Raw genomic sequence first — 15207 nt, 5'->3', positions numbered from 1 at the left:
CTAATCCGGATTGTTTTTTCCACGCCGCGCGTATCTGAGCAGAACGCCTAGAACCGTGCTGATAATATCGGGTGACAGCATCCCGATCGGATCGCGCTTTAGGCCGACGATTGTGTTGCGCGCCTCGGCGAAGTTGTCCCTGACTTCGTACTCGATGTCGTGCAGCGCCATATCCCGCAATTCGACGGCAGCCGAAGTGTCACTTTCGGCGGTCATGGAATTTGCGACCAGTGCGAGGATCACGGCCAGAACAAGGTTCACCCCGGCCACTATGATCGCGGCCAGAGACTTTGAAATGGTCTCGGACAACCAAAAGAACCCTGCGACGTTCAGCATGATAACCGCCAGCCCGACGGCCAACCCGGCAGCTGCATAAAAACCCGTGCGCTTGGCCGCCACGGCCAGTTGTCTTTGCGCAATCAGCCGTTCGGCGCGCAGGATGATCGAAACGTTACGTGAAATGCGGCTCATGATCGTGCTCCTACCGGGAACGGCCTAGAAGATAGCCAACCGTGAAAATCCCTAGGGCGAACAGGATCGGCCTTTTGTGGGGAAATTCTTCTAGCTCAGTCATGACTTCTTCCAGCTGTGTTGACCACTCGTCCAACGTTTCGACAATTCCGTCCGACACCGATTTATCCGGATCGGCTTGTTTGTCGTCCTTTGACGCTGAGTTGCCGGATTGTTCGGCCAGCTGACGCCGCAATTCTGCGACTTCGGCTTCTAACTGTGATTTGGTTACCATCTCTCAGGTCCTTCGATGGCCGCGCAAAAATCTGGCTCGCGACTTTTTCCTTTGTCCCGGCTCAGTTTAATTCGATTTTTTGAATTGAGGAAAGGGTGTTATCCCGATGCTGCTACCAGCAATTGGCTCGGATGAGGCGCAAGCAAGCTGACGTATGAGCTGACTTTCTATCAATAGTCCGATACCAACAGGAATTCCGGCTCGGCATCTTCTTCAATCGTTGCATAGCGTGGGATGGGATCCTCGAACACATTGTCGGTTCGGTCATCGTTCACTGTTGAAACCTCGCCGATCAGGCAGTCACCTTTTTCCGCCCAGAATGCGTGCCAAATGCCGGGCATCAGGGTGACACTCTGGCCGGGTTTTAGCCTCAGCAACTCGCCGGGTTGGATGGTGACGGGGCAGCTGTCGCTGGGAACGACCACCGGATTGTCTCTGTCAGTGCCGCCTTCAGCGTCCGAGGCATAAATCTCCATAACCAGGTCGCCGCCGCCCCGGTTGATAATGTCTTCGGCCTTGATGATGTGGCGATGCATTGGCGACAGTTGTTTATCTCTGGAAATCAAAAGCTTCTCGGCGTAAAGCATCCCGCGACCTTTGTTCAGATCCTGCACATCGCCGTTGCGCAAGGTAAAAAGGAACAGGCCAAGTTCATCAAATCGGCCTTGGCCGTAATCGGTGATGTCCCACCCAAGCCCGCGGTCGCGTATGTCTTGCGCCTGGGTGCTGCGCAATTGCTCCGGAGACCAGTTGGCAAACGGGGGCAGAACAGCGCCGAATGAGCGTATGAATGCCTCGGCCTCGGATTTGATGGTGTTGATATCAGATCTTTTCATCTCGGTCCCTCGTGGGGTCAAAGTTCATGTGCCCAAGGCGGATTTGCTCCGGCGCGGGAAACTGTGATTGCGGCGACGTCTGCCCCTTTGGTCAACGCCGCACGCAGATCATCCAGGCCCAGCGTTCGTAGATTGGCCTTGGTCAATCGACCTGCGCCGTCCAACTCGGCCAGAACACCGGCGTTGAACGTGTCTCCGGCTCCCACAGTATCGACAACTTCGACTGCCTTGACGGGCACCGAGGTTTCGGACCCGTCTGCCAGATATCCCGAGGCCCCATCACTGCCGCGCGTTACGATGACGACGGCCGGGCCTGCTTGCAGCAGCAAAGGTACTTTATCGGCAAGTGTTTCAGGTCCTGGAACGATCCAGTCCAGATCCTCATCCGAGACTTTGACGATGTCAGATTGTGCAATCATACGGTTTAGCCGGGTACGATACCGCGTTTGATCCTTGATAAATCCAGGCCGGATATTTGGATCCAGCATGACGGCTCGGTCCGCTCCGTGACGTTCAAGCAGGGCTGCATAAGCATCAGCGCAGGGTTCGCACGCCAGGCTAATCCCGCCAAAATACAGCGCCGAAACAGTAGGCAGTTGTTTTGGCATATCCTCGGGGGTCAACATGCGCCCGGCCGAGTTTTCGTCGACAAAGTTATAGCTGGCATGGCCATCTTCCAGCTGGACAAAGGCCAGTGTCGTCGGGCGATCCGATTGGATCACATGGCTCGAGTCTACATGGCTGGCTTGCAGCGCGTCCTCCAGTTGCTGTCCGAACATATCCGACGATAGTCCTGTCAAAAGACCCGCCGGCGCGCCTAACCGACCCAGCGCTACGGCTGTGTTGAACACTGCGCCGCCGGAGTGGGGCACGAATCCGCGCGACCCAGAAACGGTTGGCTCGGCGATCATGTCGATCAGGGCTTCACCGCAGCACAAAATCATGCCGTGGTCCTTTCTGTAATCAGGTCAGGCGGCCAGTTTACCGCGCGAGCGCACTTTTACAGAAATTGTTAGCGCCAACAATGCCAAATTCATCCTGCTCGGACACATACAGGTTCATTGAACGTCGCAAGTCACTGAACCGCCCACCGGCGTTAAAAGCATCCCGGAACGCATCCTTGAACAGCCACCGGTTTTTCTCGGCGACGCCACCCACAAGGAAAACACCTCCTGTCGGCATGTAGGCGACAGCCAGATCGCCCATAATAGCCCCAAGGTGGGTTTTGAACATATGCGCAGTTTTGACCGCAATCGGGTCGGATTCTGCCAGCGCGTCCTGCAGTATATCCTTGGCGCTGCGCCTTGGGGCATCGGTCTGTCCAGCGGCCATGCTGGCGGCTTGGTACAGAATGGGAAGGCCGGTGCCGCTAAGGAACATTTCCGCTTCGAGCACTAGGCTGTCATCAAAGAAGCATTCGGGCGCGATATGGCGTGCCGCTTTGAAGACTTCGACCTCATCCTCGTGGCGTGGGGACAGCCCGACATGGCCTCCTTCACCCGACGCGGTATGGTATCGCCCCTGGGAATACAGCAATGCGCCTACGCCGAGGCCAGTGCCGGGGCCCACAACCAGCCGGGTTCCGACCGGCGGTGTCTCAGCCCCTTGCAGGACCTCGACATGATCACCGGTGATTTCGGCGACCGACCAGGCGGCCGCGGTGAAGTCATTGATAACAAAGGTGTGTTGCGCGCCTGTTGCCTTGCCGATGTCGCTTTCGGACAAATCAAGATGCGCATTTGTCAGGCGGATTGTCCCATCTTTGACCGGACCTGCTCCGGCCGCGACGACGGCGCGTGGGTCGGTGCCAATCTCGTCACGCAGGCTGTGGAACGCATCCAGAAGCTCTTGCAACGACCCGGTTGGGTATTTGCGAAGGTCCGTCAGTTGTCCGTTCGAGATGACACCCAGTCGTGTGTTTGTGCCACCGATGTCCGCGACAAGATTCCAGTGCTCGTGCATTGTTCCGGCAGGCTGAGCCATCGGCAGAGAAACAGGCCCACCGGACAAGGCCGATTTCAGCGCGTTGTACGAGGCTTTTGGCGTCCGCTCGAGCGTATCGAAATCTACATCAACCAAACCGAACCGCTTTTCATAGCCAAAGGACCACTCGTAGTTATCCAACAGGGACCAGATGAAGTAGCCCCTGACTGGAACGCCGTCGTCCAGCGCGTTTTGAACGGCACCAAGGTGTTTGTTGAGGTAGTCAATGCGGTCGTCATCTTGCTGGCGTTCCGGGCTCGCCATGCCGTTTTCAGTTACGTAGATTGGCAAGTCGCCCGTAAAATCGTGCATCGTACGGGTCAGAAAGCGGGTCAGGGCATCGGGTTCAATCTCCCACCCCATCTGTGTTTTGGGCAGCGGGCCGGGTACTTCTTCCAGGCTTGGCCATGCGGTATCGGCAGGCGCGATCAGTTTGCGGGTATAGTAGTTCAGACCGCACCAATCGACGGGTGCACCAATGGTGTCAAAGTCGTCTTGCCAGCCGGATGGAAGATGAGGTTCCAACCCGTCCAGAACGTTTTGCGGATAGGCTTTTTTGAACACACCACCTAGGAAAAAACGGTTGTATATCCCATCATAAAGGTCCGCAGCCTTGCCCGCATCAGGGCTGTCATCAGCGGGCTCGGCCCATTCCAGATTGAACACAGCGCCAAGGTTGGACATGCCGAGGCCACGCATCGCCTCGATGGCGCGGCCATGAGCCAGCAGAACATGGTGCATCGCCCGTGCCGTCGCGCGGATGTCGCGCATTCCAGGTGCGTGATGTCCTTCAAAATGGCTCAGCCAGCTGACACACCATGGCTCATTGATTGGGGCGACGCTGTACATACGGTCGCCGATGCGGCCCATGATGACCTCGGTGAAATCGGCAAACCAGCTTGCGATATCCCGGTTGCGCCAGCCGCCCAGATCAGCAAGCGGAGAAGGCAATTCCCAATGATAAAGGGTCGCACAGGGCCGAATGCCGCGTTCCAACAAGGCGTCGGCAAGTCGGTCGTAATAATCCAGACCTGCCTGATTTACCGGGCCACGCCCTTCAGGCAAAACGCGCGCCCAGCTTGTCGAGAACCGGTAGCAATCAAAACCCGCGTCCCGCACCAGATCGAAATCCTGTGGAAAACGGTTCAGGTGGTCACAGGCCAGATCTCCATTCTCGTTTCGCACCACGTTTCCGGGTGAAGCGGCAAAGCTATCCCAATGGGTTTTCCCCGCGCCACCCTGTGCGTGGCCTTCTATTTGATAGGCCGAGGTTGCGACACCAAAGAGAAAATCTTTGGGGAAGTCCGAGCGTGTATATTTCATTTTTCAGAACCTGTTTGGGGCGGGGCCGGTTGAGCCGCCAACTACCAGTTCGGCCTCCAGCAATCTAGTTTTCACCGGGTCTTCCGGAGATTTAATGCGTTCGATCAGCATTTCAGCCGCCATTTCTCCGGCCCTACGTACAGACGATCGTGTAGCGGTGAAAATCGGTACGTCCTGACCGTTCTTCAGATAGGAAAGATCGTCGTCATGGGCGATGACCGAGACATCCTTGCCCATCTTCAACCCCGCTTCGTTGAGTGCACGGCGCACACCGATCGCGGAAATCATAGAGGCTGTCAGAATGGCCGTAGGGGGGTCACCCAGGCGAAGCATATCGCGGGTTTCATGGTGGCCATAAACCTCGGTCATCTCGGCGCTGCGCATCAATTCCGGGTCGGGGGACAGACCTGCCTCCTGCAGGGCTTCAAGGTATCCGTCGCGGCGACGTTGAGCGAAATCCATATCCTCAAGCCCGTTGATCAGGGCAATGCGACGATGCCCAAGGTCGATCAGAAACCGGGTGGCGCGCAGGAACGAACTTTTGTTGTTCACGTCGATCCAGTCATAGGGCACGTCCACCCCGGTCGATCTGCCATGAACGATAAAGGGCACGCCCATTCTGGTCAGGACCTCGATCCGATGCTCGTTGACTTTGGGGCCTTGCAAAACAATACCATCGACCGCGCCACGCTGGAAAAGACTGCGATAGGCTTCCTCGATCGAGGTGTCATCTGCATTGGTGAACATCATGTCATATCCATGATCCGAATACGTGCGTGCAGCACCGGCGACAAAATCACCAAAAATCGGGTTCACCATTTCATGCTGGGATGAGGAGGGAATCACGTGCCCAATCACCATCGAGCGCCCTGTTGCCAATCCCTTGGCCCGGCTGTTCGGCCGATAGCCATGCTTGGCAGCGGCGGCTTGAACGCGCAGGCGCGTATCCTCGTTCACCTCGGGGTAACCATTCAGCGCGCGGCTGACAGTGGTTTGAGATAAACCAAGGATTTCTGAGAGCTGCTTTAGATTCATCTTCGCCTCAAAGCGCCTTCAAATTTGATCATTTTCAGATTTGCGGGCGCTTCCCACCCGACTGCCACATCTTGCTGGCACTGCCCTGAATATTAATAATACAGGCAACAGTAAACAGATTATTGACAAAAATTGAATGTTAGCGGATAAAGTGCGTTATCCAAAGCGCTTTGAAAATGAGTCTCAAAGGCGCGAGCAAAGTTGGGAGGAAACTTCATGAAACACTCGCTTTATGCAGGCGCGGCCACGTTCGCCCTGATGGCGGGCGCGGCGTATGCCGACAAGGTCACTGTGTTCGGTCCGTGGCTGGGGCCTGATCAGGAAAATGTCGAAAAGGTTTTGGACGGCTTTGCCGCAGCGACCGGGCATGAGTACAGCTACGTCGGCTCGGACAGCTTTGAGCAGCAGATCAGAATTGATGCCGAAGCCGGATCGGCGCCCAACGTAGCAGTGTTTCCCCAACCCGGTCTGGCATCAGATATGGCCAAGGCGGGATTCCTGACACCCCTGAGTGAAGGAACTGCGGATTGGATTCGCGACAACTATGCGGCCGGTCAGTCGTGGGTGGATCTGGGAACCTATCAGGGCCCGGACGGGCAGGACTATCTGTATGGGTTTTTCTACAAGGTCGACGTGAAATCGCTGGTTTGGTTTGTGCCGGAGAACTTCGAAGACGCCGGCTATGAAATCCCGACCACAATGGAAGAGCTGAAGGCGCTGACCGATCAGATCGTTGCAGATGGCGAAACGCCATGGTGCATCGGGCTGGGATCCGGCGGAGCGACCGGTTGGCCAGCGACCGACTGGGTCGAGGACATGATGCTGCGCACCCTACCGCCCGAGGATTATGACGCCTGGGTCGCCAATGACCTGAAGTTCAACGACCCCAAGGTTGTTGCGGCGATTGAAGAATTCGGGGCGTTCGCGCGCAACGATGATTACGTGGCCGGCGGAGCCGGTGCGGTTGCAACAACTGACTTCCGCGACAGCCCGAAGGGTATGTTCAGCTCGCCTCCGCAGTGTTACATGCATCGTCAGGCCTCGTTCATTCCCGCCTTCTTCCCCGAAGGTACGGTTGTGGGCGAGGATGCTGACTTCTTCTACTTCCCGGCCTATGAAGGCAAAGACCTCGGCAGCCCGGTCCTTGGGGCCGGCACAGTTTGGGCCATTACCAATGACAGCCCGGGCGCGCATGCGCTGATGAAATACCTGGAAACGCCCGAGGCGCATGAAGCCTGGATGGCTCTGACCGGGTTCCTGACGCCGCACAAAGGCGTCGATACCTCGGTCTTCTCAGACCCAACGCTGAAGAAGATGAACGACATTCTTCTGGGGGCCACCACCTTCCGGTTTGACGGTTCCGACCTGATGCCGGGCGGCGTGGGTGCAGGCACCTTCTGGACTGGAATGGTCGACTATACGGGCGGAACACCTGCCCAGGACGTCGCCGACGAAATCCAGTCCTCGTGGGACGCGCTGGACTAAAGCGTCTGAGATTGGGCAACCCGCTCTGTCGGGTTGCCCGAACCCATCGTCGCAAGGGAGAGCGGCATGCACCCGGCATTTCAAGGCCTGCTGACCATCGCCATCGGCGTGTCAGGTTGCGTGGGCTATTTCTATCTATCCAATCAGTTTCTGGACAGAGTTCTTTTCCCGTCTCGGGGGCCGAATGCTGGCCGCAATATCAACCGCGCGAACATGATCCGGCCTTGGTTGTTTCTGTTCCCAGCGCTGGCTGCTTTGGGCTTGTATCTGGCCTATCCGGTTGTCGAAACCCTGCGCCTGTCACTGACTGATCGTGTCCCGGGCGGCGGCTACAAATGGGTCGGGCTGGACAACTATATCCAGATGGCCAAGGAGCCCAAGTTTTGGGAAGCGATGCGCAACAACATGTTCTGGCTGATCATTGTGCCAGCAATGTCGACGGCCTTTGGCCTGTTGGTGGCACAGCTGACTGACCGCATTCGTTGGGGCAATCTCGCCAAGTCGCTGATCTTTATGCCAATGGCGATCTCGTTCGTGGGGGCATCGGTTATCTGGAAGCTGGTCTATGACACTCGTCCGGCTGAACAAGATCAGATTGGCATGCTCAATGCGCTCTATATTTTCTTTGGCGGAACCGAGCCGCAGACGTGGCTGACGATACCGTTCTGGAACAGCTTTTTGCTGATGGTTGTCCTCATCTGGATCCAAACCGGTTTTGCCATGGTTATCCTATCGGCCGCTCTGCGCGGAATCCCCGAGGAAACGATTGAGGCTGCAATTCTTGATGGGGCCAATCCGTTTCAGATATTTTTCCGGATCAAAGTGCCGCAGATCAAAACCACTATCCTTGTCGTCTGGACCACGATTACGATCACCGTCCTCAAGGTCTTTGACATCGTTTTTGCAATGACCAATGGCCAGTGGGAAACGCAGGTCTTGGCCAACTACATGTATGACAAGCTGTTCCGCGCCAACGACTGGGGCGTCGGGTCGGCTTCGGCCATGGTGATCATGCTCTTAGTGGCTCCGATCCTTGTCTGGAATGTGCGCAACGCGCGGAAAGAGATGGAGTAGGGTCATGAGCGATATCGCAGGAACCAAACCCGCCCTTCGCTGGGTCGTCCATGCCTCGGTCCTCTTTCTGGTGGTGCTGTGGGTCGTGCCAACTCTGGGCCTTTTGATCTCGTCTTTTCGGACAGCGGATCAAATCGCAACCAGCGGTTGGTGGCGGTCGCTGTTTCCGTCCGAGCAGAACCTAACACTGCGCAGCGCTGCCCCGGAAACCCAAGTTCTGGAAAACGGGATCTACGTGATCGAAGGCAATCTGTTTGATGAAGGAACTAAAGCGACAATCTCAAAATGGGGGATCAACTCTCGCGCAATTGATGCCTTTGCCCCCGGCGAAACAGCTGAGCTGCGAAAGGGCGGCACAATCACCTTAGATGCCGCAGGGAATTACCGCATGGAGAACCCGGACGAGTTCACCGGCAGCCGCGGATCGCGTGTTTTTGTAACTGCAGAATTGCCGCCTGAGTTTACCTTAGACAATTATCACAAGGTTCTTCTGGCAGAAGACAGCACCGACAGTATGGGGCGGGCGTTTTTCAACACGTTGACCGTAACAATCCCGGCGACGATCATTCCAATCCTCGTTGCGGCTTTTGCGGCCTATGCCTTGGCTTGGATGGATTTCCCCGGGCGCGCTTTGATTATTGCGGCTGTCGTTGGTCTGTTGGTTGTTCCGCTGCAATTGGCCCTGATCCCGTTGCTGAAATTCCACCTGAATATCGGCATTGGCAAAGGGTACTTGGGCGTCTGGATGGCGCATACTGGATTCGGGTTGCCGCTGGCGATCTACCTTCTGCGCAACTACATGGCTGGTCTGCCCCGCGATCTGATCGAAAACGCGCGGGTCGATGGCGCGACCGAGTTTCAGATCTTTACCAAGTTGATCTTGCCGCTCAGCTTTCCAGCGCTGGCGTCTTTCGCGATCTTCCAGTTTCTCTGGACGTGGAATGACTTGCTAGTCGCCAAAGTGTTCCTGATCGACGCATCCGGACAGACCACTGTCATGACCAACCGCATCGTCGAGCTATTAGGCACGCGCGGCGGGAATTGGGAAATCCTTGCCACAGCGGCCTTTGTTTCGATCATCGTCCCGCTGATTGTTTTCTTCGCAATGCAAAAATATCTGGTCCGCGGTCTGTTGGCCGGGTCCGTTAAGTAGAGGCGTCTGATGAACGTGCAGAACACCGTGAAACTCGAAACAGCAACCAAAGCAGCCGCCGAATGGTGGCGGGGCGGGGTGATCTACCAGATCTATCCACGCAGTTTTCAGGACAGCAACGGCGATGGAATCGGAGATCTTAGGGGTATCACCCAAAGGCTTGGTTACATCGCTTCGCTTGGCGTCGATGCCATCTGGATCTCGCCATTTTTCAAATCGCCGATGAAGGACTTTGGATACGATGTCAGCGACTACCGTGATGTTGATCCGATGTTTGGCAGCATGGAGGACTTTAACTATCTCCTGGATCAGGCGCATTCAGTTGGGCTGAAGGTGATGATCGACCTCGTGTTGTCGCACACGTCGGATCAGCACCTATGGTTCAAGGAGAGCCGATCCAATCGCGAAAATGCCAAGTCCGATTGGTATGTTTGGGCTGATCCCAAGCCCGACGGCACGCCGCCAAACAACTGGCTGTCGATTTTTGGTGGGTCCGCATGGCAGTGGGATTCCCGACGCCTGCAATATTATCTGCACAACTTTCTGACGTCGCAGCCGGATCTGAACTTCCATTGCCCGGACGTGCAGGATGCATTGCTGGATGTTGCACGGTTCTGGCTGGACTTGGGCGTTGATGGTTTCCGTCTGGACACGATCAACTTCTATTTCCACGACAAACAGCTGCGCGACAACCCTGGCCTGCCGATGGATCAGCGAAATGCCTCGATCGCGCCGATGGTGAACCCCTATAACCATCAGGATCACCTTCATTCCAAAAGCCAGCCGGAAAACATCGCCTTCCTCGAGCGGTTGCGCGCACTAACGGACGAATACGAAGGCCGCGCTTGTTTGGGCGAGGTTGGCGACGCGCAGCGCGGTCTTGAGATCATGGGCGAGTACACCAGCGGCGATAAACGCATGCATATGTGTTATGCTTTTGAGTTTCTCGAAAAACGCGCTTTGACCGCCGCGTACGCCAAGCAGGTGTTTGATCAGTTGGAAGAAAAGGCTGGCGATGCATGGCCTTGCTGGGCATTTTCGAACCATGATGTCCAGCGCCACGCGACACGGTGGGCGCTGGACGATGCGGCCATCCGTCAGCACGCGGTGCTGATGATGTGCCTGCGCGGATCGGCTTGCCTGTATCAGGGCGAAGAACTTGGTCTGCCCGAGGCGGACGTACCGTTTGAACATCTGCAGGACCCTTACGGCATAGAATTCTGGCCGGAGTTCAAGGGCCGTGATGGTTGTCGTACCCCGATGGTATGGGCAGCGCAGGACGAACAGTCGGGTTTCAGTACTGGTGCCCCCTGGCTGCCCGTCAGCCAAACGCAGGCCGAGCGTGCAGTAGACAGGTTAGAGCAAGACCCAAACTCCATGCTGCAACATTATCGCCGTGCCATTGCGCTGCGCCACGCGCATTCCGCATTGATGACTGGCCAACAGCGCGAGATGGCACAGTCTGGACCGATCCTTGCCTTCCTGCGTGAGGACAATGTCCAACAGATATTCTGCGTATTCAATCTGGGATCTGACAGCGCGGAAATCACACTGCCCGACGGTAACTGGCAGGAAATCGGGCAAGAGTTGGGCGGCGTCGAAGGGGCGGGGACAATCACCCTCGACGCGGCTCAATTCTGTTTGATGATGCGCGAAAAGGAGTAAGCCATGTCGGAACTCAATCTCACGGATGTGGCAAAGACCTATGGCAACGTCGATGTGCTCAAAAACATCAACTTGGACATCGAACGCGGTGAACTGATCGTTTTTGTCGGGCCCTCTGGCTGTGGAAAATCTACGTTGCTGCGTATGATTGCGGGACTAGAGAAGATTTCGGGCGGAACGCTTGAGATCGAAGGTCAGGTGATGAACGACGTACCGCCCGCGCAAAGGGGCATTGCGATGGTTTTCCAAAGTTATGCCCTGTATCCGCACATGACGGTGCGCGAGAATATGGCCTTTGCATTGAAGATCGCCCAAATGCCATCGGACGAGGTCGACGCAGCAGTTGACCGCGCCGCTCGTATCTTACAGTTGGAACCGTTTCTGGACCGACTTCCTAAGGCCCTTTCCGGTGGTCAGCGGCAACGGGTTGCAATCGGCCGGGCGATCGTGCGCGACCCAAAAGTTTATCTGTTTGATGAGCCTCTTTCCAATCTTGATGCGGCGCTGCGCGTCGCGACCCGCATCGAAATCGCGCGTCTGAAAGAGGCAATGCCCGACAGCACGATGGTCTATGTCACCCACGATCAGGTCGAGGCGATGACATTGGCCACACGAATTGTCGTCCTGGCCAACAAGGGGATCGCACAGGTTGGCACCCCTCTCGAACTATATGAAACGCCTGACAATGAGTTTGTCGCCCAGTTCATTGGCTCGCCCGCAATGAACCTTTTGCCGGGGGTCATCACGCAGACTGGTGAGAGTACCGTTGTAAAACTGGATGGCGGTGGGACCGCAGTGACCAGCATCCCGACCAATGCGGCTGACGAGGGTAAACAGGTGAATATCGGCGTGCGCCCCGAAGACTTTCACCCCGTTGAAAGCAATCCGGTTATGGAAGGTATTGTGGACTTTACCGAAGCCCTTGGCGAAGTCACACTGCTGTATTTTGCGGCAAAAGACGGGGAGGACGCCACAATCGCAAAACTGCCGGGCGTCCAAAAAAACATGCGGGGCCAAACGGTTGCCGTTTCAGCAGATCCGGGCAAGGTTCACCTTTTTCACCAGGGCCTGTCTATGAGAAAATAACTGTAACCCAAACCTGATGGATCGACGGGTGCGATGCAGTACGCGAATGCCCCTTTTCATACTGCTTGGAACGTTGTCTGCGCCCCACTGCAGCAAGTCCCGGGATCTGTTTGCGTTGCCAAAAGCATGCTGTTTACGACTGTTTTTGGCGTGATTTCTTTCGGCCTGGCATAACAGAACCCGCTTTTCCCCTATTGGATTGCGGCCCAAAATCTGGTCCCGGACCGGACGGGCAACTGTGTTAATTTCTTAAGAAACGTTGCAGAAATAGGCTACTTCGGTCTCAATATGTGACTGCGGACCCAGGGGGTAACTAGCCATATTTGCTAGATTAAATCGCAATCTGGACATACGAAATTGCCAATCCGTCACTTTTGGCCTGACAATGCCCCCGCAAAGTTCTAGCGTGGCAACCATAATAACAAAACAACACAGTCCAATAACGGGAGAACTAAAATATGGCTGAACGGAAAACCGTTTCCAGACGCTCGGTCCTGAAAGGCGCGGGCGCAGCAGCACTGGCAGCACCGCTTTACAGCAAAAGCGCGCTGGCATCTTCGGGTGAAATCAACATTTTGATGTGGTCGGACTATCTGCCGCCCGCATTCCTGCAAGAGTTTGAAACTCTGACCGGAATCAAGGTGAACTATACCGGTATCGGGTCGAACGAAGAAATCATCAACAAGATGAAGGCCACCAAAGGCCAAGGCTTTGACATCGTATCGCCGACGAACAACCGCTCGCTGCAGTGGGGGCCGCTGGAACTGTTGCAGCCCTTCGACATGAACAAGGTTCCGATTGATCTGGTGAACCCTGCGATGGCGCAGATCGGCACCGACGCCTGGAACTTTGCTGACAGCGGCGTGCACTGGCTGCCGCATATCTGGGGTACAGAAGGTATTGCCTACCGCACCGACCTGTGGCTGCCCGAGGGCGACGCCCCGTCCTATGGGGACGTCTGGTCCGAAGCAAACGCAGGTAAGACCATGGGTCGCGCACACTCGATGATGCTGGGCGCGGGTCTGTATATGGAAGCCTCTGGTGAGATGGAGCCTGGCTCTGTCTGGGCCGCGTACGGCGACGAAGACACCATGCGCAAGGTCTGGGGTCAGATCACCGACTGGTGCGTCGAGCGGAAGAACCGGATCAAGCTGATCTGGAACGACGCTGACACCCAGAAAAACGGCCTGTTGAACGAAGGCGTTATTGTCGGCCAGACTTGGGATGGTCCGCCGCTGGCGCTGAAATCAGCTGGTGAGCCGGTGCACTATCAGGCTCCGGTCGAAGGTGCGATGGCATGGGTCGACGGTTTGTCGATGCCGACCGGTGCGCAGAACATCGACCAGGTTTATGCCTTCATCGATTTTGCCTATCAGGCCAAGCCTGCTGGTGTCGCCATCGATAGCCACGGCTACAACTCGCCAGTTCTGGGTGCCGACCAATATGCGGGCGACACCTACAAGAAGAACTTCGCCGAGGCCTATCCGGGCGACTCACTGGCAAACCTGAACCCATGGCCTGCTGAGGCTCCGTGGTATGCCGAAACTCGGACCGAGTTCGTCAACAAGTTCAAAAGCGCCTGATTGCTTTGACAAGGTGCCCTCCGCCACTGTGCGGAGGGCTATCAACCCGCATGCCACAACGGCGTGACGGACGCTATTTCGGTGCGGTCACGGACCGTACCTGACGGAGATACCAAAAATGAGTGCAGGGGTCGGTGTAGATCTTGAGAACCTGTGGATCCGTTTCGGTGATTTTGTTGCCGTGAGGGATGCAAACGTGAACATCAACGGGGGCGATTTCTTTTCGTTTCTCGGTCCCTCGGGGTGCGGCAAAACAACGATCCTGCGGGCAGTTTCGGGCTTTCTGGAACCAAGCGAAGGCAAAGTTCTGATCGGCGGCAAGGATATGCGGGGCATTGGCCCGAACAAACGCCCGACCGCCCTTATTTTTCAGAACCTCGCGTTGTTCCCGCTGATGAAAGTGTGGGAAAATATCACCTTCTCATTGGAGATCAGCGGCGCAAGCGCGAAAGAGCGCCGAAAGCGTGCCGATGAGCTGCTGGACATGATCGCGCTGCCCGACCAGGGTGACAAACTGCCAAGCGAGCTGTCCGGTGGTCAGCGCCAACGGGTTGCCATCGCCCGCGCGCTATGTGCAGAACCGGATGTACTTTTGCTGGATGAACCGTTGTCCGCGCTGGACCTCAAACTGCGCCAGCATATGCGCACCGAGCTGCGAGAGATTCAAAAGCGCGTCGGCATCACCTTCATCTATATCACCCACGACCAGGGCGAAGCCCTGACCATGTCAGACAATATCGCTGTCATGCGGGCTGGCGTGATCGATCAAATCGCTGATGGCAAGACCATTTATAATGATCCCAACACTGCATTCGCGGCCTCTTTCGTAGGTGAAAACAATGTATTCCGCGGCAAAATTAAACAGATTATGGGGAACGAAGCGCTGATTTCAACGAACCGGTCTGGTGAATTGGTTGCACGTATCTCGACCGCCAACCAAGGAAAGCTGGCAGTAGGTGATGACGCCATGATGTTCATTCGCCCCGAAGCTTTTGCGATCGCCTCCGATGGTGCGTCAGGCGATCACTTTGTCACCGCGCGGGTGAACCACGAAGAATTCGAAGGTAACGTCTTCAACATCTTCACCGAAGGTGACGGCGGTAAAGAGATCAAGGTGTCCTTGCCAAATCTCGGCCAATCCTTCGATGACCACACAGGCCAAAACATCACGTTGGAATATGAGACCCGCAATGCGGTTCTGGTTCCGGCGGGTGAATTGGCCGCGGAATAAGGGGGCCG

Annotated in this window: 13 protein-coding genes and 1 pseudogene; 7 read left to right on the top strand and 7 right to left on the bottom strand. The window is 56.1% G+C overall.

What is annotated here, in order from left to right:
• The 7 genes and pseudogenes from DK510_RS04625 to DK510_RS04600 form a co-directional block, all read right to left on the bottom strand.
• On the bottom strand, positions 1-471 hold the full coding sequence (locus tag DK510_RS04625; RefSeq protein ID WP_109311103.1) for a phage holin family protein: 471 nt from the start codon (positions 469-471) through the stop codon (positions 1-3).
• A gap of 10 nt (positions 472-481) precedes the next feature.
• Entirely contained in the window at positions 482-745 is a 264-nt protein-coding gene (locus tag DK510_RS04620; RefSeq protein ID WP_109311102.1) for a hypothetical protein, read from the bottom strand.
• 170 nt (positions 746-915) lie between these two features.
• A complete protein-coding gene (locus DK510_RS04615) occupies positions 916-1581 on the bottom strand; it encodes a D-lyxose/D-mannose family sugar isomerase (RefSeq protein ID WP_109311101.1) in 666 nt (221 codons plus the stop codon).
• A gap of 17 nt (positions 1582-1598) precedes the next feature.
• Positions 1599-2525, bottom strand: a complete 927-nt coding sequence (locus tag DK510_RS04610) for a carbohydrate kinase (protein ID WP_109311100.1) — start codon at positions 2523-2525, stop codon at positions 1599-1601.
• Positions 2526-2562: 37 nt separating this feature from the next.
• Positions 2563-3543, bottom strand: a complete 981-nt coding sequence (locus tag DK510_RS23200; RefSeq protein WP_234998917.1) for an ROK family protein — start codon at positions 3541-3543, stop codon at positions 2563-2565.
• Positions 3544-3585: 42 nt separating this feature from the next.
• Positions 3586-4887: pseudogene (locus DK510_RS23195) on the bottom strand (GH1 family beta-glucosidase); the annotation flags it as partial.
• A 3-nt stretch (positions 4888-4890) separates the two neighbouring features.
• The gene (locus DK510_RS04600; protein ID WP_109311098.1) at positions 4891-5922 is read right to left on the bottom strand and encodes a LacI family DNA-binding transcriptional regulator; all 1032 of its coding nucleotides are present in this window, start codon (positions 5920-5922) and stop codon (positions 4891-4893) included.
• 216 nt (positions 5923-6138) lie between these two features.
• On the opposite strand from DK510_RS04600, the gene DK510_RS04595 reads away from it, so the two are divergent.
• From DK510_RS04595 to DK510_RS04565, 7 genes are all read left to right on the top strand, one after another.
• Complete coding sequence (locus DK510_RS04595) at positions 6139-7407, top strand: ABC transporter substrate-binding protein (RefSeq protein WP_109311097.1); 1269 nt, start codon at positions 6139-6141, stop codon at positions 7405-7407.
• Between the two features lie 66 nt (positions 7408-7473).
• Entirely contained in the window at positions 7474-8481 is a 1008-nt protein-coding gene (locus DK510_RS04590; RefSeq protein ID WP_109311096.1) for a carbohydrate ABC transporter permease, read from the top strand.
• A gap of 4 nt (positions 8482-8485) precedes the next feature.
• Complete coding sequence (locus DK510_RS04585) at positions 8486-9634, top strand: carbohydrate ABC transporter permease (protein WP_109311095.1); 1149 nt, start codon at positions 8486-8488, stop codon at positions 9632-9634.
• A 9-nt stretch (positions 9635-9643) separates the two neighbouring features.
• Positions 9644-11299, top strand: a complete 1656-nt coding sequence (locus tag DK510_RS04580; protein WP_109311094.1) for an alpha-glucosidase — start codon at positions 9644-9646, stop codon at positions 11297-11299.
• 3 nt (positions 11300-11302) lie between these two features.
• Entirely contained in the window at positions 11303-12385 is a 1083-nt protein-coding gene (locus tag DK510_RS04575; RefSeq protein ID WP_109311093.1) for an ABC transporter ATP-binding protein, read from the top strand.
• A gap of 458 nt (positions 12386-12843) precedes the next feature.
• Positions 12844-13968, top strand: coding sequence for an extracellular solute-binding protein (locus tag DK510_RS04570; RefSeq protein WP_109311092.1), 1125 nt, complete (start codon positions 12844-12846; stop codon positions 13966-13968).
• A 118-nt stretch (positions 13969-14086) separates the two neighbouring features.
• The gene (locus tag DK510_RS04565; RefSeq protein WP_058272004.1) at positions 14087-15199 is read left to right on the top strand and encodes an ABC transporter ATP-binding protein; all 1113 of its coding nucleotides are present in this window, start codon (positions 14087-14089) and stop codon (positions 15197-15199) included.
• The last annotated feature ends 8 nt before the right edge of the window (positions 15200-15207 follow it).

The sequence above is a fragment of the Ruegeria sp. AU67 genome, assembly GCF_900312795.1.
GTDB lineage: Bacteria > Pseudomonadota > Alphaproteobacteria > Rhodobacterales > Rhodobacteraceae > Ruegeria > Ruegeria atlantica.
Note: the sequence above shows the minus strand (reverse complement) of the source record. Positions and strands in the feature narration are given on the sequence as shown.

Bases quoted from the DNA above. Each gene is read 5' to 3' on its own strand.
- DK510_RS04590 (WP_109311096.1), top strand. From the start codon at position 7,474: ATGCACCCGGCATTTCAAGGCCTGCTGACCATCGCCATCGGCGTGTCA.
- DK510_RS04585 (WP_109311095.1), top strand. From the start codon at position 8,486: ATGAGCGATATCGCAGGAACCAAACCCGCCCTTCGCTGGGTCGTCCAT.
- DK510_RS04615 (WP_109311101.1), bottom strand. From the start codon at position 1,581: ATGAAAAGATCTGATATCAACACCATCAAATCCGAGGCCGAGGCATTC.
- DK510_RS04625 (WP_109311103.1), bottom strand. From the start codon at position 471: ATGAGCCGCATTTCACGTAACGTTTCGATCATCCTGCGCGCCGAACGG.
- DK510_RS04600 (WP_109311098.1), bottom strand. From the start codon at position 5,922: ATGAATCTAAAGCAGCTCTCAGAAATCCTTGGTTTATCTCAAACCACT.
- DK510_RS04580 (WP_109311094.1), top strand. From the start codon at position 9,644: ATGAACGTGCAGAACACCGTGAAACTCGAAACAGCAACCAAAGCAGCC.
- DK510_RS04610 (WP_109311100.1), bottom strand. From the start codon at position 2,525: ATGATTTTGTGCTGCGGTGAAGCCCTGATCGACATGATCGCCGAGCCA.
- DK510_RS04570 (WP_109311092.1), top strand. From the start codon at position 12,844: ATGGCTGAACGGAAAACCGTTTCCAGACGCTCGGTCCTGAAAGGCGCG.
- DK510_RS23200 (WP_234998917.1), bottom strand. From the start codon at position 3,543: ATGCACGAGCACTGGAATCTTGTCGCGGACATCGGTGGCACAAACACA.
- DK510_RS04565 (WP_058272004.1), top strand. From the start codon at position 14,087: ATGAGTGCAGGGGTCGGTGTAGATCTTGAGAACCTGTGGATCCGTTTC.
- DK510_RS04595 (WP_109311097.1), top strand. From the start codon at position 6,139: ATGAAACACTCGCTTTATGCAGGCGCGGCCACGTTCGCCCTGATGGCG.
- DK510_RS04620 (WP_109311102.1), bottom strand. From the start codon at position 745: ATGGTAACCAAATCACAGTTAGAAGCCGAAGTCGCAGAATTGCGGCGT.
- DK510_RS04575 (WP_109311093.1), top strand. From the start codon at position 11,303: ATGTCGGAACTCAATCTCACGGATGTGGCAAAGACCTATGGCAACGTC.